The organism is Shewanella sp. MF05956, assembly GCF_059758055.1.
Genome location: NZ_JCAYNV010000013.1, coordinates 63857 through 83653 on the forward strand (window position 1 = coordinate 63857; position 19797 = coordinate 83653).

General features: G+C 42.3%; 20 protein-coding genes. 15 read left to right on the forward strand and 5 right to left on the reverse strand.

Annotated elements, in window-relative coordinates; genetic code table 11:
• Window position 1: 1 nt before the first annotated feature.
• Both AC19MX_RS14960 and AC19MX_RS14965 read left to right on the forward strand, forming a co-directional pair.
• Window positions 2–2482 (forward strand): glucan 1,4-alpha-glucosidase, encoded by a 2481-nt coding sequence (locus AC19MX_RS14960; protein ID WP_498299101.1) that lies wholly within the window; start codon window positions 2–4, stop codon window positions 2480–2482.
• 159 nt (window positions 2483–2641) lie between these two features.
• Window positions 2642–3037 (forward strand): DUF805 domain-containing protein, encoded by a 396-nt coding sequence (locus AC19MX_RS14965; RefSeq protein ID WP_432399551.1) that lies wholly within the window; start codon window positions 2642–2644, stop codon window positions 3035–3037.
• 132 nt (window positions 3038–3169) lie between these two features.
• On the opposite strand, the gene AC19MX_RS14970 is transcribed toward AC19MX_RS14965, so the two are convergent.
• The 3 genes from AC19MX_RS14970 to AC19MX_RS14980 all read right to left on the reverse strand — a co-directional run bounded on the left by AC19MX_RS14970 (window position 3170) and on the right by AC19MX_RS14980 (window position 5983).
• Window positions 3170–4102 (reverse strand): DUF808 domain-containing protein, encoded by a 933-nt coding sequence (locus AC19MX_RS14970; RefSeq protein ID WP_498299102.1) that lies wholly within the window; start codon window positions 4100–4102, stop codon window positions 3170–3172.
• A gap of 95 nt (window positions 4103–4197) precedes the next feature.
• Window positions 4198–5232 (reverse strand): LacI family DNA-binding transcriptional regulator, encoded by a 1035-nt coding sequence (locus AC19MX_RS14975; protein WP_498299103.1) that lies wholly within the window; start codon window positions 5230–5232, stop codon window positions 4198–4200.
• A 40-nt stretch (window positions 5233–5272) separates the two neighbouring features.
• Window positions 5273–5983, reverse strand: coding sequence for a DUF3334 family protein (locus AC19MX_RS14980; protein ID WP_498299104.1), 711 nt, complete (start codon window positions 5981–5983; stop codon window positions 5273–5275).
• A 274-nt stretch (window positions 5984–6257) separates the two neighbouring features.
• Here AC19MX_RS14980 and AC19MX_RS14985 point away from each other — a divergent pair, with 274 nt between their 5' ends.
• The 11 genes from AC19MX_RS14985 to AC19MX_RS15035 all read left to right on the forward strand — a co-directional run bounded on the left by AC19MX_RS14985 (window position 6258) and on the right by AC19MX_RS15035 (window position 16129).
• Entirely contained in the window at window positions 6258–7868 is a 1611-nt protein-coding gene (locus tag AC19MX_RS14985; RefSeq protein WP_498299105.1) for a methyl-accepting chemotaxis protein, read from the forward strand.
• A gap of 256 nt (window positions 7869–8124) precedes the next feature.
• Complete coding sequence (locus tag AC19MX_RS14990) at window positions 8125–8382, forward strand: HPr family phosphocarrier protein (protein ID WP_498299106.1); 258 nt, start codon at window positions 8125–8127, stop codon at window positions 8380–8382.
• Window positions 8383–8392: 10 nt separating this feature from the next.
• Window positions 8393–10108 (forward strand): phosphoenolpyruvate--protein phosphotransferase, encoded by a 1716-nt coding sequence (gene ptsP, locus AC19MX_RS14995; RefSeq protein WP_498299107.1) that lies wholly within the window; start codon window positions 8393–8395, stop codon window positions 10106–10108.
• 68 nt (window positions 10109–10176) lie between these two features.
• Window positions 10177–10686, forward strand: a complete 510-nt coding sequence (crr, locus tag AC19MX_RS15000) for a PTS glucose transporter subunit IIA (protein ID WP_498299108.1) — start codon at window positions 10177–10179, stop codon at window positions 10684–10686.
• A gap of 279 nt (window positions 10687–10965) precedes the next feature.
• On the forward strand, window positions 10966–11307 hold the full coding sequence (locus tag AC19MX_RS15005; RefSeq protein WP_498299109.1) for an ArsC family reductase: 342 nt from the start codon (window positions 10966–10968) through the stop codon (window positions 11305–11307).
• Window positions 11307–12443: a succinyl-diaminopimelate desuccinylase gene (gene dapE, locus AC19MX_RS15010; protein WP_498299110.1), complete on the forward strand. Its 1137-nt coding sequence runs from the start codon at window positions 11307–11309 to the stop codon at window positions 12441–12443. The genes AC19MX_RS15005 and dapE overlap by 1 nt, the downstream gene beginning before the upstream one ends.
• Before the next feature lie 65 nt (window positions 12444–12508).
• Window positions 12509–13141 (forward strand): M15 family metallopeptidase, encoded by a 633-nt coding sequence (locus AC19MX_RS15015; protein WP_498299161.1) that lies wholly within the window; start codon window positions 12509–12511, stop codon window positions 13139–13141.
• A 36-nt stretch (window positions 13142–13177) separates the two neighbouring features.
• A complete protein-coding gene (locus AC19MX_RS15020; protein ID WP_498299111.1) occupies window positions 13178–14026 on the forward strand; it encodes an alpha/beta fold hydrolase in 849 nt (282 codons plus the stop codon).
• 109 nt (window positions 14027–14135) lie between these two features.
• On the forward strand, window positions 14136–14750 hold the full coding sequence (gene can, locus AC19MX_RS15025) for a carbonate dehydratase (protein WP_498299112.1): 615 nt from the start codon (window positions 14136–14138) through the stop codon (window positions 14748–14750).
• Window positions 14751–15145: 395 nt separating this feature from the next.
• Window positions 15146–15883 carry a 3-deoxy-manno-octulosonate cytidylyltransferase gene (gene kdsB / locus AC19MX_RS15030; protein WP_432399564.1) on the forward strand — a complete coding sequence of 246 codons (738 nt, stop codon included), beginning with the start codon at window positions 15146–15148 and terminating at the stop codon, window positions 15881–15883.
• A 36-nt stretch (window positions 15884–15919) separates the two neighbouring features.
• Complete coding sequence (locus tag AC19MX_RS15035; protein ID WP_432399565.1) at window positions 15920–16129, forward strand: DUF2897 family protein; 210 nt, start codon at window positions 15920–15922, stop codon at window positions 16127–16129.
• Between the two features lie 288 nt (window positions 16130–16417).
• Here the strand turns inward: AC19MX_RS15035 and AC19MX_RS15040 are convergent, their stop codons facing one another.
• Together AC19MX_RS15040 and AC19MX_RS15045 are read right to left on the reverse strand one after the other, a co-directional pair.
• Window positions 16418–17497, reverse strand: a complete 1080-nt coding sequence (locus tag AC19MX_RS15040; protein ID WP_498299113.1) for an AI-2E family transporter — start codon at window positions 17495–17497, stop codon at window positions 16418–16420.
• A 29-nt stretch (window positions 17498–17526) separates the two neighbouring features.
• On the reverse strand, window positions 17527–17748 hold the full coding sequence (locus tag AC19MX_RS15045) for a sulfurtransferase TusA family protein (protein WP_432399567.1): 222 nt from the start codon (window positions 17746–17748) through the stop codon (window positions 17527–17529).
• A 127-nt stretch (window positions 17749–17875) separates the two neighbouring features.
• On the opposite strand from AC19MX_RS15045, the gene bepA reads away from it, so the two are divergent.
• Together bepA and arsC are read left to right on the forward strand one after the other, a co-directional pair.
• Complete coding sequence (bepA, locus tag AC19MX_RS15050) at window positions 17876–19345, forward strand: beta-barrel assembly-enhancing protease (protein ID WP_498299114.1); 1470 nt, start codon at window positions 17876–17878, stop codon at window positions 19343–19345.
• A gap of 85 nt (window positions 19346–19430) precedes the next feature.
• On the forward strand, window positions 19431–19787 hold the full coding sequence (gene arsC, locus AC19MX_RS15055) for an arsenate reductase (glutaredoxin) (RefSeq protein WP_160052293.1): 357 nt from the start codon (window positions 19431–19433) through the stop codon (window positions 19785–19787).
• The last annotated feature ends 10 nt before the right edge of the window (window positions 19788–19797 follow it).

Sequence of the window (19797 nt, forward strand, 5' to 3'; positions counted from 1 at the left end):
TATGTTAAAGCCACACTCACACCGTAGTGCAATTTCGAGTGCCATAACGGCAAGCTTATTCGGCCTGGTATTAAGTGGGTGTTCACCCGCAGACACATCAACAAAGGTTGAAGTGTTACCAACAACTGCACCTTTAAGTGTTGTCGCGCCGGGCGCACCGGGTATTGAGCCTACGTGGGCATTCTCTGGGAAAACCGGTATTGGCACATCATATGAGCCCTATATCAATGGTCAATATCAAGACCAGGCCACAAATCCTGTCAGTAAAGTATGGTTTTCTGTTGCCCAGGGCATACTCACCGAAACCATGTTTGGCCTTATTCATAATGCACAATTAAAAGAGCTTCAATTTATCATCAGCGGCAATGGTTTTGTTGATACAGAAAAAGACAACACCATCAGTACCATCGAATACCTCGACACCGACGAACAAGGCCGACCATTGTCGCTTGCGTATAAGATTATTAATAAAGACGTGGAAGGCAAATACCAAATCGAAAAGCATATTTTTACTGATCCTGATAGAAATAGCTTAATGATGAACGTGACTTTTACCGCTTTTGAAGCCGGAATTACCCCACACTTGTACGTTAACCCACATATCGATAATAGCGGTGCAAATGATATTGCCTTCGTTGATGGCCAAGCGCTGGTAGCGCACACCAATGAGGCAAACTCAACGGTGATGACCATTAAAACCGATGTTGATTTTGTCCACGCAAGTGTAGGATTTGTGGGCACATCAGACGGGATTATCGATTTACAAGACAACGGTAAACTTGATTCTCTGTACCAAACCACCAGCGATAATAATCAAGGCGGCAACGTTGCGTTAACGGCTCAATACCCTACCCTTTCAAATGCCAATGATAGCTTAAGCTTTAATCTTGCCATCGGCTTTGGTAAAGACAAAACCAGCAGCTTAGCCACAGCACAAGCCACATTAGATGCCGGATACGATGCCGTTAAGCAGGCTTATTTAGGCGATGACAGCCATATAGGTTGGAAAGACTACCTTGGCTCTTTAGCGCCAATAAACGACATGAGCGCTAACACCACAGATAACGGCAAACTGCTGTATGCCAGTGCACTCGTGCTCAAAGCACAAGAAGATAAAACTCATGCAGGCGCGCTAATCGCATCCTTATCAAACCCTTGGGGCGACACTGTATCAGCAAAAGTAGGCAGTACGGGTTATAAAGCGGTATGGCCACGCGACTTTTACCAATGCGCCATGGCATTTTTGGCCATGGGCGATACTCAAACACCTAAAGTGGCATTTGAGTATTTAAAGAAAGTTCAGGTTAATCAGCAAACCCTAGGCTTTTCCGGCACCCCAGGTTGGTTTTTACAGAAAACCCACGTTGATGGCGAAATCGAATGGGTTGGCGTGCAGTTAGACCAAACCGCAATGCCAATTATGCTCGGTTGGAAACTGTGGCAAGCTGGCGTGTTAACAGATGCAGAGATCACCACTTGGTATAAAGACATGCTAAAACCTGCCGCTGACTTTTTGGTAAGCGGTGGCAAGGTAAAACTCGATTGGAATGACACCGAAATTACTCCGCCAAGCACCCAACAAGAACGTTGGGAAGAACAGGCAGGCTTTTCGCCTTCGACAACCGCTGCCGTCATTTCAGGGTTAGTGGCCGCAAGTGATTTAGCTGAGTTGGCCAAAGATCCACAAGCAAGTGAATACCGTGAGCTTGCCACTAAATTGCAACGTCAGCTTGAAACAACCATGGTCACCACTAACGGCTTGCTTAATACCACAGAAGCGGCAAATACCGAGGGTAATACGGCTCCTTATTACGTGCGTATTAGTCCTAATGGCAACCCAAATACCACTGATAACTTATTAGATAACAACGGTAAGCCAGGCTTAGATCAACGGCTAATTTTAGACGGCGGCTTTTTAGAGTTAGTGCGTTATGGTGTGGTTGATGCGCAAGACCCTGTCATTAAAAACAGCGTAATGCTTATTGATAATCAACAGCTTGAAGATAACTTACGAGTTAAGTATGAGTTTACTGCTAAAGATGGCAGTAAAGTACCGGGTTATCGCCGTTACGGTAACGACGGCTACGGCGAGGATACTGTCACAGGCCTAAGCTATGCCGAAAAAGGCAATACAGAAGATCAACGCGGCCGTGTATGGCCCTTCTTTACCGGCGAGCGCGGCCATTACGAGTTAGCACTTGCTAGATCTGAAGGCAATTTAACCCCTGACAGTAAAAAAGCTTTGATTAACACCTACGTGCAAGGCATGGAAACCTTTGCAAACCAAGGGTTAATGTTACCAGAGCAAGCGTGGGACGGTGTCGGTAACCCAACACGTTATGATTATAAAATGGGTGATGGTACTAACTCAGCAACGCCTTTGGCCTGGACTCATGCAGAATACGTTAAATTGGTGCGTTCAATGACCGATGAGCAAGTATGGGACTTTTACCCTGTGGTGAAACAGCAGCTGGCTCAATAAGTCTTTTTAATAACACCTATCTGATGAACTATTAAATAAAGCCATTGTGAATATCAATGGCTTTATTTTTGCCATTCACTTAAACAAAACCTTGTTAATTCAACACTATCTTGTTACAAATACATCAGATTAAAAAAAGTTAACGTTAAGGAACAACGAATGGATTGGTATTTAAAGGTTTTAAAACAGTATTTCGATTTTAAAGGTCGCGCGCGTCGTAAAGAATATTGGATGTTTGGACTAATCAGTGCCGTGATCAGCATCGTTCTGACGCTGATAGACATGGGTACGGGTATGTACAATGACGCTTTTGGTGCTGGAGCATTAAGCTCAATATACTCACTCGCTATCATGATCCCAAGTATTGCCGTTAGTGTGCGCCGCTTACATGACACTGATCATTCAGGATGGTGGTTACTGTTGATATTAATCCCATTCCTAGGTGTATTAATTCTGCTTGTAGTCATGTGCTTTAACAGTAAAGATGACAACGAATACGGCCCAAATCCAAAAGCTGAGCCAAACTTTACTGATAACGACAATTTAACCGCTTAAATTATCTACATCCTTAAAACAAAAAAGAGCAGGGTCAATGCCCCTGCTCTTTTTTTTCATCGTTCATTTACATCTTTAATGTGCTATCAAACTAAATAATGTTTACAAATTAAGCGCTTTAACGCTACAGCGTTAACCTTTTGATGGCATTAATTTCATCACACCATTCATCAATAATACCGCTAAACCGCCAGCAACCACACCAAATAGTGCATTGAGTAGACTTGGGGTTAACATCCCTAAAAAGCCACCGACAACATTGATTTGCTCAACAACCACTGCCGCATGCTCTATCCATTCAAACACCACATGAATGCCGTGCGTTAAAATCCCTCCGCCAACCATAAACATGGCAATGGTGCCAACTACGGTGAGTATTTTCATTAAATAAGGCGCAGCAGACACCAGCATTAAGCCAATATTGTGTCCTAAGCCTTCGGCTTTACGTTTGGCAAGGTATAAACCTAAATCGTCAATTTTGACAATGCCAGCGACTAGGCCATATACGCCAACCGTCATGATAATAGCAATAACCGATAACGTTAAAAATTGGCCCATTAAATCCATGTGAGCGGCAACACCTAGGCTAATGGCAATAATTTCAGCTGACAATACAAAATCGGTACGAATGGCACCTTTGATTTTGTCTTTTTCAAATGCCGCTAAATCGTCAATGTCAGCTTTACCTTTAGCAACAATGGTTTCATCGTCAGCTGGTGCAGCCTTTTTGTGCATCATCGAATGATAAACTTTTTCAAAGCCTTCATAGCATAAAAATAAGCCACCAAACATCAACAACGGCGTAATGGCCCAGGGAATAAAGGCACTGATCAATAACGCAAGTGGCACCAGGATTAACTTATTACGAAATGAGCCTTTGGCAACCGCATAGACCACAGGTAATTCACGTTCTGAGGCTACACCTGACACTTGTTGGGCGTTTAAGGCTAAATCATCGCCAAGTACCCCTGCGGTTTTGCGTGCGGCAACTTTACTCATTGCTGCTACGTCGTCAAGAATTGTTGCGATATCATCTAACAAGGTTAATAAACTGGCGCCTGCCATAATTGCTTGTGTCCTTTATCAATAAAAAAGAGTGGGTGTGATGCTATATATTTATTGTGTTTTTTAGCCGTTATCAATCGTTAACAACGGCTCGCTTATTCGTCAACGTTAGCACCGCATGAGCTGCGAACCACTAAGCTGGTTTGAATTAACCGCTGACTGACTTCTTCCCCACGGATTAATTTCAACACACTTTCAACTAAAATCTCACCCGCAAATTGAGTATCTTGTTTTACTGTGGTTAATGCTGGATTGGCAAAACTGGCAACCGGAATATCGTCATACCCCACTACAGCAACCTGCTCAGGCACTAACACACCGCGCTTTTTTAACGCACGTATTGCACCAATAGCAATCAGATCACTGGCAGTAAAAATCGCTTCAAATTGAACATCACTATCAAGCAAGGCAATAGCAGCCTCATACCCTGAAGCCTCGGTATTAATCGCGTGATGCAATAACTGTTTATTGGCATTAATTCCCGCAGCAGTTAACGCATCAACATGCCCTAAATAACGGTCACGAAATTCTGGGCTGTGCCCTGAGGCATCACCTAAAAATGCAATATGTCTGTGACCAAGAGTTAATAAATGTTCAGTGGCTATAACGCCTCCCTGGTGATTGTCGCAACCAATCGATAACACGGCTTTATTGTGCTGCTCGGCGCCCCAAATCACAAAGTGGGTATTTTTTTCAATCAAGGTATCCAGCTTATGGGCGTAGTCCATGTAATCGCCATAGCCGAGTAAAATAATGCCGTCTGCTTTATTACTGTCTTCGTAATCGGCGTGCCAATCCGTCGACAATTGTTGAAAAGACACTAATAAATCATAGCCTTGCCGTGCTGTTGCACGCGTAATAGACCCAAGCATGGATAGAAAGAACGGATTGATCATTGAGTCGTCGTTTGTGGGATCTTCACAAATCAACAAGGCTAATGTAAGACTGTTTTGGGTGCGCAAATTACTGGCATTTTTATCGACTTTATAATTAAGCTCTTTGGCAATGGCTTGAATACGCTGGCGAGTTTCTAAATTCACCAATGGGCTGTTTCGTAATGCTCTAGACACTGTCGATTGCGACACGCCGGCCTTATATGCGATATCAATAGAGGTCGCTTTTGAGGTCATTGTTATCCATCACCTTTTTATTGTTATTGCATTTAGTTAACTATAAACCCAGCTCACTGAGTAAATCATCAGCATCGTCAACTACTATCCCTTTTACATTGGGATCGCTTAGCACGTCTTTAGATTGACTAGGCTCTGTAGACATAGTCTTACGGTGCGCTTCGATTAGCGAATCTGGGTCAAACTCTTCGTCCATTTCAAAATCGGCCGAACGAATAAACTCGGTTTGATCCATGGCAAATTCAAGGTAGAAAATATGATTACTTTCAGTTTTAAATGACACGCGCCTTGCCACAGCATTATCAAGGTTAGTGTCTACCGATATGGTTAACTCTTTATTAATGGTTAACATTTTCGGCTGGCTTTGAGTTATAGAAGTTTGTAACTCTTTCGAGATTTTACCAATAAAATCGCCCAAAATTTGGTTCATCAACTCGCCCATCACATTACTGACATCATCTGACGTGTGAGAAAAAGCCAATTCAGACTCTGGCATGCCCATGTTAATCATGTAACGACGATATATCTCAATGGCGGCATCGGCTGAAAAATTGATAACAACAAGACCGGAAAACCCGCCATCAAAAATTGAAAAGCAGCCTAAATCAGGCTTTAAGCGTGTGCGAGAAATGCTTTGCACCATGCCAGCATGGCTAACTCGGCTTGCGCTAGCACTCGACAATACATGAGAAACTGAATGGCATAGTTTTAAAAGAATGTCGTCGTTGTTAACTGCGTTAGAAGAATTCATGGCTTAGATACCTTTTCGTTATTTAGGCTAATCTTGCGGGTAAAACGTAAAAAAATCAAAATTAAAACAATTGATTAGCATGTTTTATCATCAAATATATCATAAATGTGATTAACCGCATGATATACATATACTTTTCAAAAGCTATTTACTCACGCCGTACAATTGTAAATAAGCGTTGTTTGCTCACAAAAACACACATTAATCGTTAATTTTTTTCACAATGCCATTATAATTCGAGCACGCTATATGGATATGTACTTTAGGACTATAAATGATTGAATTATTAAGACGTTTAACCATTTTGAAACGACTTTTCATTATGCTTATTCTCGCGGCGATTGGTACTGTGGTCTTTGGCACTTTTTCCGTTAAAGAACAATACAATCATTTAGTCGAACAAAAGCAACAGCAAGTAACTGCTCAAGTGTCACTACTTAACAGTAGCCTTGAGGCGATGCAACAGCATCAGCCATTATCTAACCCGGAATTATTAGCGCTTATTAGTGAAATACACTTTACTGATCATGTAGGCTTATGGGTCGTCGATGAACAACAGCGTGTATTAATTGACAGTGCAAACTCTACTAATGTGGGTCAGTCAGTTAATGCGTTAGCAAGCGGCGACAATAGTCGTATTTTTAATCAACTGTTAACCGATGCTAAGCAAGCCGTCACTCATACACAATTGACCATTAACACCGTAGGCAATAGTGCTCAAACGGTGTTAACAGCCGCAACTTATTTCCCTAGCCATCGTTGGACACTCATCACTCGTGCAAGTTTACAGGATGTTAACCAAAGCATGACCGGCATTATTATTGATTATTTAATTATCATGATGATTATTTCGGTGCCTATTTTTGCCTTCTTTTTATTATTGAATCACTCGATTACCCAACCCTTAAAAACGGCGATTCACGCAATGGAGCAAATTGCTAAAGGCGAAGGCGATCTTACCCAACGCTTATCGACACAGGGCAATGATGAAGTGGCCCAAATGGCCCATGAATTTAATCAATTTGTGATCAAAATAGCCGACATGGTTGCCCATTTACAGCCGTTGGGTGTCAATTTACAAGATGAGGCACTTCATTTACTCAATACGGTTACCGAATCGAATCAAAGCGCAAACCAAGTAAACAATGAAACTCAAAGCGTTGCCACTGCCATTAATCAAATGTTGTCCACTAGCCAAGAAATGGCACGTAATACCCAAGATGCCGCACAAGGCGCTAATAATGCTAAACACCAAGCTTTGCAAAATCAGCAGCTAATGCGTCAAACAGTTGAGCACACAGACAGCTTAGTGAGCGAGTTAAAACAGTCTGAAAAAGTCACCTTAAGTTTAAGCCAATCATCGGCAGAAATTGGCAGTATCTTGGATGTTATTGGCAGCATTGCTGACCAAACTAATCTATTAGCTCTTAATGCGGCAATTGAAGCCGCGCGAGCAGGTGAACATGGGCGTGGGTTCGCCGTGGTTGCCGATGAAGTGCGCGCATTAGCCAACCGCACTCAATCATCAACCAATGAAATCAATAAAATTATTAATCAAATTCAGCACGGCATTCAATCGGTTATTGACAGTAATACCCATACTCAACAACAGTCATCGCAATTACAAACTAAAGCGATTCAATCTAGCGACGCCATCGTGGAGATTTTAGCGCTTATCGACAATATCAGTAATATGACCGCGCAGTTAGCCAGTGCAACGGAAGAACAAGCGCTGGTGACTGAAGATATTAACCGTAATGTCACGACCATTTCAGAACTGACGGAGTTATCACTGAGCGCCAATGAAACCCATGCACACGCTGCGCAGTCATTACAAACTGTCAGCAAAGACATGAGCCATACTTTAGGTCAATTTAAAATATAATCCTGTAAATCGTTATGCTAGCCATTTGCCTAACTGGCATAACGATTCATCTCCTACACCACACCGCGACAGACTTTGCGCTTGGCATCACTTTTAGCCCTGCACACTTTAGGGTATATTAAGCGCTTCAGATAGAATACCTTGGTATTTCAGCCTTGTTTACCACGGTGTGCCAACACGGTAGTAACAATATAAACATCTGAAATATAGCGTTAAATGAGTATTTAGTTGTCATTCATTAATGAGTATTTTCTCTATGTATCAAAAAACGGTTACGATTGTCGCACCTCATGGCATTCACACTCGCCCTGCTGCGTTATTAGTTAAAGAAGCGAAAACATTTGCATGCGACGTGATGGTAGAGTGCAATGGCAAACAAGCCAGTGCGAAAAGTTTATTCAAATTACAGACATTAGGGCTATACCAAGGCGTGTCTGTTACCGTATTTGCCACTGGAGAACAAGCGCAAGCTGCAGTCGATAAAGTTGCCTCTTTGCTGATCACCCTCAGTTAAAGGATTGTTTATGTCATTCAATGGAATTGTGGTTTCTGCAGGCATTGCATTTGGTAAGGCATTAACCATGACCTCGCACATGCCGCCATTAGACTTTAAACTGCTCAGTGCAGAACAAATAAGCCTACAACAGCAACAATTAACCCATGCCATTGAACTGCTCATCCACCATTTACAACATTGCCAACGTCATTTGTGCCAAGAGTGTGAAAATTTTCAGCTGATTGATGCTGATATTATGTTGCTCGAAGATGAAGAATTACAGCAAGAACTACTGCAACATATCAAGCAGTTTAAAGTGTGTGCGGCGGTAGCGATTGATAGAGTATTTAATCAGCAAGCCGCTGAACTAGCTGAGTTAGATGACCCATACCTTGCTAATCGCAGTAACGATATTTTGTGCTTGGCTAAGCGATTAACAAGCGCAATGCATGGTCATTTACAGTGGGATTTATCAACCCTCACTGAAGACACTATTTTATTAGCAGACGATTTAACCCCTGCCGAATTTGCCATTTTACCGCTGAAACACATTACCGGCATCGTGTTACAAACAGGCGGGCTCACCAGCCATACAGCCATTTTAGCGCGTGCTGCGGGTATTCCAGCACTGCTCAATTATCAGTTTTCACAACGTCCTGTAAAAATTAAAGATGGTGAACAACTGGTATTAGATGGTATGTCTGGCGAGCTGCATATTGCGCCAACCGAGGCGGAATTTGAGCAATTACAGCAAAAACAACAACAGGAAAAACAACGTCGGCAAGCGTTGACAGCATATAAAGATAAACCCAGCGTCACTCTTGATGGCCACGCAATTACCTTGCTGGCAAACGTCGGTAATTTAAGTGAAATATCTCATGTTACTGATGTAGGTGCTCAAGGTATTGGTTTGTTTCGAACTGAGTTTTTGTTGATGAACGCCAAAGCATTGCCGGATGAACAACAGCAGTACAAACTGTATTGCGATGCCCTGCACAGCTTGCAAGGACAAGTCTTGTCTATTCGCACTTTCGATATTGGTGCCGATAAAGAGATCCCCTATTTACAACAAACTCAAGAAGATAACCCAGCACTGGGTATACGTGGGATCCGTTATAGCCTGGCACACCCAAACACCTTTATTACCCAAGTTAAAGCCGTTCTGCGCGCCGCCAATCATGGTCAAATCAGATTAATGTTCCCAATGGTGAGTCAAATTGAAGAACTTGAAGGCGCATTAGCATTAATTGAACAAGCTAAAGCACAATTAATTGAACAAGAAAAAGGCTTTGGTGAGCTAAGCTTAGGGATTGTGGTTGAAACACCTGCTGCAGTGTTTAACCTGCCCAGTATGTTATCTTTGCTTGATTTCGTTAGTATTGGCACCAACGATTTAACTCAATACACCCTGGCCGCAGACAGGACGAATCCACATTTAGCCAAGCTGTATCCTGCGTTATCACCGGCGGTAATCCAGTTAATTGCAATGACGATTCAATTCTGTAAACACGCCAAGGTTAAAGTCTCTTTATGTGGTGAACTTGGCAGCGATCCGCAAGTCTTACCGTTATTGGTCGGCCTAGGCTTAGATGAAATCAGTATTAATCCGACTAACTTACTCGAAGTGAAAGCCGTGCTAGTACAAGGCCGGTATCAAGATTTTGTTAAACATGCACAAACGGTATCGGCATTAACGCGTATAGATGATATCCGCGCGGCTATCAGCACTATTAATTACAATTAAAACTGGTAAAGTTGCCAGAGCTGTTTACAATTAAACACATAAAAATATTAATAAAAGGGGCTTTTCATATGGGATTTTTAAGCCGTATTCGACGACTTATTTCAGGCCAACCGCAATTAACTGGCGGCATTGCTATTTTGGCTCCGGTATCGGGTGATATTGTGCCAATTGAAAGAGTACCAGATGTCGTTTTTGCTGAAAAAATCGTTGGCGATGGTATTGCCATCGATCCTAAAGGCGAATTTATTGTTGCCCCCATTGACGGCACCATAGGTAAAATATTTGAAACCAACCACGCCTTTAGTATTGAGTCTCCGCAAGGTCTTGAACTATTTGTCCACTTTGGTGTGGGCACAGTTGAGCTAAGAGGCAAAGGCTTTAAACGCTTAGCTGAAGAAGGCCAACAGGTTAAAGCGGGTCAACCTATTCTGTCATTTGACTTAGCCTTTTTACGCGACAATGTCGAAAGTTTACTCACTCCTGTGGTACTGGCAAACATGGAAGATGTGATCAAATTAGACAAAGCCCAAGGCAGTGTTATTGCAGGTAAAGACGTGATTTTTACCGTTCAAATGTAATCAAATTTCATCCTCACTTTTACATTTTTTGCCACCAAGATTGACTAAGATGCAAGCAACCTCAGCTTGCATTTTATGAAATCTATTCAAATGCCTGCATTACCCTTGTTCAAGCTGCAACTCAATGCCACAATGTTGTCATTACCTCTATTGTCATTACCTTAGTTGTCATTGCCTTATTTCATTAAAGCCTCATGGGCTGAAGTATTGCTTATTGATTACAGGGTTCATTCGGCAAACTCGACACATAAAATTTAACCGATAAAAGGGAGCCCACCTTTGACTTTATACGGCATTAAAAATTGCGATACAGTGCGTAAAGCACGTAAATGGTTGGAAGCAGAAAAGATTGATTACACCTTTCATGATTTTCGTGATGATGGTTTAACGGCTGATACCGTGAGTCAATGGGCCAATATTGTCGGCTGGGAAACATTATTTAATAAACGCAGTACCAGTTTTCGTGGATTAAGCGATGCAGAAAAAACAGACATCACCCAAGACAAAGCCATCGCGCTTATGGTGCAATACCCTACTCTCATAAAACGTCCAGTTCTGGTCAATCAAGAAAACATTCTGGTTGGGTTTAAAGCTGAGCAATACCAAGCGTGGTTCGCATAATGAATAATAATGATGTTGTTGAATTAACAAAAGAGTTAATTTCTCGTCCATCGGTCACCCCGCTTGACGAAGGTTGTCAAACATTGATGGCTAAACGCTTAGCTGCCATTGGATTTGATATTGAACCGATGGTTTTTGAAGACACTACCAATATGTGGGCTAGACGCGGTAAAGGTAATCCCGTATTTTGCTTTGCTGGCCACACAGATGTGGTCCCAACCGGTGACTTAAACCGTTGGCATACCCCCCCTTTTGAACCCACCATTATTGACGATTATATCCATGGGCGTGGCGCTGCCGACATGAAAGGCTCCTTAGCGGCCATGATTGTGGCCACCGAGCGTTTTGTCGCAAAGCATCCCGACCATAATGGTTCGATTACCTATTTAATCACCAGTGACGAAGAAGGCCCGTTTATTAATGGCACCACTCGCGTTATTGATACGCTGGAAGCTCGCAATGAAAAGATCACCTGGGCACTTGTGGGCGAACCATCATCGACCCATAAACTCGGTGATATCGTCAAAAATGGTCGCCGAGGGAGTTTAACCGGTAATTTAACTGTCAATGGTATTCAAGGTCATGTGGCTTACCCTCACCTTGCCGATAACCCCATTCACAAAGCCACACCAGCATTAACTGAGTTAGCGCAAATGCATTGGGACAATGGCAATGAGTTTTTCCCACCGACCAGTTTTCAAATTGCCAATATTAATGGCGGCACCGGCGCATCGAATGTGATCCCAGGCGATCTTAAAGTGATGTTTAACTTCCGTTATTCAACTGAAGTTACCGCTGATGAATTGATAAAGCGCGTGGTTAATATTCTTGATGCCCACGGCCTAGATTACGATATTGATTGGGTCTTCAATGGCTTGCCCTTTTTAACCGGTGATGGTCCACTGCTTGAAGCCACACGTGCTGCCATACGTGAAGTTACTGGTTATGAAACCGATCCACAAACCACTGGCGGCACTTCAGATGGACGTTTTATTGCGCCAACAGGGGCTCAGGTGATTGAATTAGGTCCGGTTAATGCCACTATTCACAAAGTGAATGAGTGTGTAAAAGTGTCTGACTTAGAAGTATTAGCTAATTGTTATGAGCGCATTTTGGAAAAACTATTGTGCAAGTAACACCGCCACTCAACATCGATATTCCTCAACAACAACTCAAGCTATACGGCTTAGATGGCCAGCATATGGTGTCTGTTGGGGATTATTTACTTGAGAAAAATACCGCTACAGCGTTTTGCAAAATGCAGAATGCTGCAAAAAAAAGCGGCATAGATTTGCAATTGTGTTCGGCTTATCGACCTTTTGAACGTCAAGTGCATATTTGGAATGCCAAAGCCTCAGGTACACGACCTTTGCTCGATAAAGCATCGCAACCTATTGATTATGCATCATTGTCTGAACAACAGCTTATCGACACTATTTTGATTTGGTCTGCCCTACCCGGTGCGTCAAGGCACCATTGGGGCACCGATGTCGATGTATTTGATGCTAAGCAGATCAGTAAACACGCTCTGCAATTAGTCAGCGCAGAATACCAAGCAACAGGCCCGTGTTTTGCTTTACACCAATGGCTTGTACAACATGCGGTTGAATATGGTTTTTATTTTCCTTATCAAACACAACAAAGTGGCGTAAGCCCTGAGCCCTGGCATTTAAGTTACTTTCCGATTGCCAAAGATTACGTCAGCCAGTTTCAGGCAGATGAACTGGCAAAGGTGTTGTCTCATGCTGAAATATCATTACAATCGCTGCTAATTGAACGATTAACCGAGTTGGTTAATCACTATGTATTTTATGTCGCGCCCTCTCCGGCTTAACGCCTGCGTGTCGCCTAATTAAATGAGCCAACTGTTATGCCAACCTTGTTACCCAATATCATTATCGACGAACATCCGCTGCATTATATTGATAAAGGCCACGGCCCAGTGGTGGTGTTTTGTCACGGTTTATTAGCCAACAGCCACATGTGGCAAGCGCAAATTGATGCGTTATCGACACAATACCGATGTATTGCGATTGATTTTTGGGGTCACGGCCAAAGCCAAACGTTGCCCGTAGGCTGCGATAGTTTACAAGATGTTGCCAAACACGTTTTACGGTTACTTGATGCTCTTGCAATTAACAATGTTGCAGTGGTTGGCCATGGCAGCGGCGGAGCCATTGCCACAGAAATGGCATTACTGGCGCCAGCACGCGTACATGCATTAGTGATGCTAAACAGTTTTGTTGGCTTTGAGCCACAAGTAAACTGCATAAAATATCAAGGCTTTATGGCACAAGTGGCCAATGCCCAAGCGGTTCCTGTAGCGCTAGCTGCAAGCTTAACTGAATTGTTTTTCAGTAAAGACGCTAATGAAATTAGTCAACACAATATCGCCCTAGCCCAAGCCATCAAAGCATTTGAGCAACAGTTAATTGCCATTAACGCACAACAAATTGCCCCGTTGCTTAAATTTGCCAATATGGCGATTTTTAAACGCGATACCTTAGAGTCGGTTGAGGCTTTAACCTTACCGACACTCGTTGCCGTAGGACTAAATGGCTACCTTCGTACCGCATTAGAAAGCTACTTAATGCACGACTGTATTGATGGCAGCCAATTGCTGCATATTGAACAGGCTGGGCATTTAACGAATATTGAAAAAGCCGATTTATTTAATCAGCATCTTATTGATTTTTTGAATAAAGTGAATTTTAATTAATCCACTTAATGGATAGACCAGATCCGCAAACATTGCTGATATACTCGTAACTTAATGACATATTGTCTGTAAATCCTGACAGACAAAATACTGAATAATCCGAGCACCAATGAAACTCCTTAAACCATTATTTGATAATAATCGCCGTTGGGCAGAGCGGATCAACAAAGAAGATCCTACTTTTTTTGAACAGCTAGCTAAGCAACAAAATCCTGAATACTTGTGGATTGGCTGCTCAGATAGCCGAGTACCTTCAAACCAAATTATTGACCTACTCCCGGGCGAAGTATTTGTTCACCGTAATATCGCCAACATGGTCATTCATACCGATTTAAATTGTTTATCGGTACTGCAATATGCAGTTGATGTACTCAAAGTTAAGCATATTATGGTTGTTGGCCACTATGGCTGTGGTGGTGTTCGCGCCGCAATGGGGAACGAGCGATTAGGCTTAATCGATAATTGGCTAGGCCATTTGCGCGACGTTCATCGTATTCATCAGGCCGATCTTGAACCCATGACTGAACAACAACGTTTTGACCGTTTGTGTGAACTCAACGTAATGGAACAAGTGTCTAATGTTGTATCAACCAATATTGTTCAAGAAGCCTGGGCTAGCGGTCAAGATGTGGCCGTCCATGGCTGGATTTACGGTATTAACAATGGTTTATTAACCGACTTAGATGTCACAATTGACCGCATTCATGGTCGTAATATTCCGTAAAACAGTGACTCAAATCGCGACAACAAAAGGCCTGCATGGTCGTCAGATATTCGACGGCTATTTGCAGGCCTTCGTTTTCCTAAATAATGCCTTAAAAAGTGTTAAGATATTTATTATTAAAAGTATTATTATTGTCCCAAGGCTGTTTTTTAAGCATGTAAACGCGCAATTGACTGCCGCTAAGAGAAAGAGGCAGATTAAAATATTACCTTGTATATAATTAACGGTATTGCTTACTCATATTGCTTAACCTACGTGCTTAACTTACGACGCGCTTAACTAATGCAATTAATCAGGGCACTGCAAATCAGTGCGGTTAACGCACAACATATTCTGTTATTGAGGATAAGTCTAAATCCTCAATAGGTATTTTCTACAACAGTAGGGCTAATTTAATGAACGTGACTCTCATCATCCCAGCACGATATGGCTCAAGCCGTTTCCCGGGTAAACCACTGGCTCTTATTGCAGGTAAACCTATGATCCAGCGAGTTTACGAGCGCGCTGCACTGGCTAAGGGCATCGACAATATTTACGTTGCCACCGATGACGACAGAATTAAAAACACCGTAGAAGGCTTTGGTGGCAAGGCCGTCATGACCGACCCTGATGCCGCATCAGGTACAGATCGCATTAACGATGCCATTGAGCGCCTAGGCTTAGGTGACGATGATTTAGTGATTAACCTACAAGGTGACCAACCGTTAATCGACCCAAGCTCTATTGAGCAAATGGTGAGTTTATTTCAACAACACCCTGGCGAGTTTGAAATGGCCACGTTGGGCTTTCAAATTACCGAAGAGAAAGAGTTAGACGACCCAATGCACGTTAAAGTGGTGTTTGATAACGACTACAACGCCCTGTACTTTTCACGAGCTCGCATTCCTTTTGGCCGTGACATTAAAGACTACCCTGTTTATAAGCATATTGGCGTTTATGCTTATACCAAACGTTTCATTAATGCATTTGCTAAGTTGCCAGTAGGCAGACTAGAAGACATTGAAAAACTAGAACAATTACGCGCATTAGAAAATGGCCATAAAATTAAAGTCGTTATCAGTAAATACAACGCTCCTGAAGTTGACGTGCCGGACGATATTGAAAAATGTGAGCGCATTTTAGCGGCAAATTAAATGCTACCGACACACACCATTACCAAGGAGTAACCCATGAGTTTAGAAGGCTACGAAGTCTGGTTGATTATTATCTTAGTGCTTGGTGTTATTGCCAGTAATATTGCGGTTTTAAAGTATTCAGCAAAATTTAAAATGCCACAATTTGGTGATCCAAAAGATAACAAGGCGACACCAGATCAGAATAACGCTGACACAGACAAACCGTCAGACACAAAAGATGATGACAGTAAGCCTAATGGCTAATCTTGAGCCTCTGTTCTAATGCTTATTAGAGACAAAAAAACGCTAGCCTCTTCGCAGTGGCTAGCGTTTTTTTATTGCAGTACTCTTGATATTGAAGCACTAAGTGCTCATTCATAGTAGCTTAATCAAAGTCGCTAAATCATTAGGTGCTAAGTCATTAGAAACTAAGTCATAGGAGCCCTGCGCTAAATCTTAAACCTAAATGCTTGGAGCTAAATGCTTGGAGCTAACTAAAATAATGCTCGGTAAATTAACTCATAGCGCAATATTCAGCAGAAATCCTATCGATTATTCGTAATCAAAGGACTCTTTAGGTGCGACATCATTAGGCCAGGCATTAATCACCGCTTTGACTAACGATGCCAATGGAATCGCAAAGAAAACCCCCCATACGCCCCACAGCCCGCCAAACACAAGTACCGCTGCGATAATCACCACAGGGTGTAAATCAACCGCATCAGAGAACAATAAAGGCACTAATACGTTACCGTCTAACGCCTGAATAATACCGTAACCAAGCATCAAATAACCAAACTCAGGGCTAAATCCCCACTGGAAAAAAGCCACTAGTGCGATGGGTAGCGTCACTAAGGTCGCACCAACATACGGTATCAATACCGACAAACCAGTAAGTACACCTAACAATGCAGAATAGCGCAGCCCCATAATGGCAAAGAAGATATAGCTCGCAACGCCAACAATTACAATTTCAATGACTTTACCGCGGATATAGTTAAAAATTTGCTGGTCCATTTCAAACCAAACATTGCGTGCTAAATCACGATTTGTGGGAAAAAAACGCTTACTGCCCTTCATTAATTGGTCTTTGTCTTTTAAGAAGAAAAACACCAGTAATGGCACTAAAATCGCGTATACCATCAACACTAATAATGACGCAGAATAACCTAACAACTGCTTACCTAAGTCTAACAAGTGCTGAGTATCAAGCATCTTATTAATCTCTTCCATCATCGAGTCTATCTGTGGAGCACTGATAAATTGCGGATAATCAGCACTAAACTCTCTAACGATTAGCATGCCTTTATCAATCATTGACGGTAAATCGGTTACCAATGACACACCCTGACGCCAAATACTGGGTGCTAATCCCAACATTAAAATCAGCATTAAGCCTAAAAATACCACTAACACGATAGAGGCTGCCGCCGTTCGACTAATGCCTAAACGTGACATTTGCGCCACAGGCCATTCAAGTAAAAATGCTAACACCAACGCAACCAATAAAGGCGCAAGTAAACCGGCACCAAAGTACAACGCAAGACCAATACCAATAATAATAAACATTAAGGTAATGGCTTGTGGATCGCTAAAACGGGTTTTGTACCACTCTGTTAAAAATGCCAGCATTGAACAACCTTTATATTAAAAACACTAATTTAATTTGTTTTGGTAATAATTACGGACAAACAATGCAACTCATCGGCAACGATTTCAATACCAAAACCCATTTTTTTCATTAACAAGGGAACATCTCGACGTGAACCGTGGTCAGATAGAAGAACATGTAAGGTTTCACCCACTTGTATTTGCTTGAGTAAAAGTTTCACTTTAACTAAAGGATACGGACAAGAATACGGCGTTAAATCAATAAAAATCATTATGAACTTGCTTTAATCATTCTAGGGCTATTATCCTAGCTTGAACAACAAACCACAAGCGATGTTGCAAAACCAACTTGTGCGTTAAGCCAAGAACTTACGACTCATTTAGCATTAAAGGTTTCGCTTGCGTAAATTATCATTATCGACCTTTTCAAAAGCATTAACAGCCACTGCCATTAGCATTGTATTTGCTGGCAGTATTGCCCACAGCTTTGCCAATAATGATCTACCCGATCTTGGTACTGCAGCTGTTAACACCTTCAGTTTAGAAAAAGAAACCGTGTACGGTGACGCATACATGCGAGTCATCCGCTCATCTGCACCTGTACTGGCCGATCCGGTACTGACACAATATTTATCTGAACTAGGGAATAAATTAGTTGCCAATGCGACAGGCGTTAAAACCCCTTTTTACTTCTTCTTACTGCGTAATGATGAAATCAACGCTTTTGCGTTTTTTGGTGGCCACGTTGGCGTACACACCGGTTTGTTTTTAAATGCTGAAAACGAAAGTGAATTAGCATCAGTGCTCGCACACGAAATCACCCACGTTACCCAGCGCCATTTAGCCCGTTCACTCGAGGCACAGCAAAAAAGCTCGACGGCGACGATTGCAGGCATGTTAGGCGCGATTTTATTAACGATTGCCGCCCCGCAAGCGGGTATGGCCGCATTAGCAACCACCCAAGCCCTTGCCACTCAATCGAAAATAAACTATACCCGTCTTCATGAAAAAGAAGCAGACCGAATTGGGATGCAAATATTGGTTGATGCAGGCTTTGACCCCAATGCCGCGTCTACTTTTTTTGGCCAACTTGCCGTACGTTACCGCTTTTCAACCACGCCACCACAAATGTTGCTCACTCACCCGTTACCAGAGTCTCGTATTACTGAAGCGCGTAACCGTGCCGCGCAATACCCTAAGCGCTTTGTGCCTGACAGTTTAAATTACCAATTAGCCAAAGCCCGTATTCAAGTGCGATTTTCTAACTTTAGTGACGACGGCGCGTTATCGTTATTTGAACAACAATTAAAGAAAAACAACTACACATTTGAAGATGCAGCCCTATACGGTAAAGCATTAGCATTATTCCGTTTAGAAAAGTTTGCTCAAGCAGAAGCCATCATCGATTCGTTATTAAAAAAAGATAATAACAATTTGTTTTATCTAGACACAAAAACAGATCTGCTCGCTCAGAAAAAAGACTTCACCGCTGCCATCGCATTATTGGAAGCACAGCGTAAAATTAAACCTACATCGCAAGTGGTCAATACCAACCTTGCCAATATTTACGTTGAAGCAGACCAACCGCTAAAGGCTATTCCACTGCTTGAAGAGTTAATCTTTTTCGACAAACAAAATATGTTGCCTTACCAGATTATGGCTGACGCTTACCGTAAGCTTGATAATAAAGCCTTAGAGTATTACAGCAATGCCGAAATTATGGCATTAACCGCCAATTATCAAGGCGCAATCGACCAATTAAACTATGCCTATCGTTATTCTGAAGGACAAACCTTGCAGCTTGCACGAATTGAAGCCAGGATCCGCCAGTTTAGACAAGCCGATAGAGAACTTGATCAGTTTAAGTAACCATAACGGTGTAACTTTAGCGGTCTTTTTTTGATAGAATAATGGCAAACTGAAGGTTTGCCATTTTTTATGACGGAAAATAAACATGACAAAAACTAAAACGACTATTTTACACAATCCTCGCTGCTCAAAAAGCCGTGAGACGTTAGCGTTACTTGAAGCCCAAGGTGTTGATATTACTGTAGTCGAGTACCTAAAGCAGCCTCCGAGTGAGACCGAAATCAGTAATATACTTACCCTTTTAGGTTTAACAGCACGCCAAATGATGCGCACCAAAGAAGATGAATATAAAGCGCAAAACTTAGCAGACCCGGCACTGACCGAAGCGCAACTGATCAGCGCAATGGTTGCAACGCCAAAATTAATTGAACGTCCGATTGTGCTGGCTAATAACCAGGCTGCGATTGGCCGACCACCTGAAACTGTTTTATCTATTCTGTAACGAGCAAAAT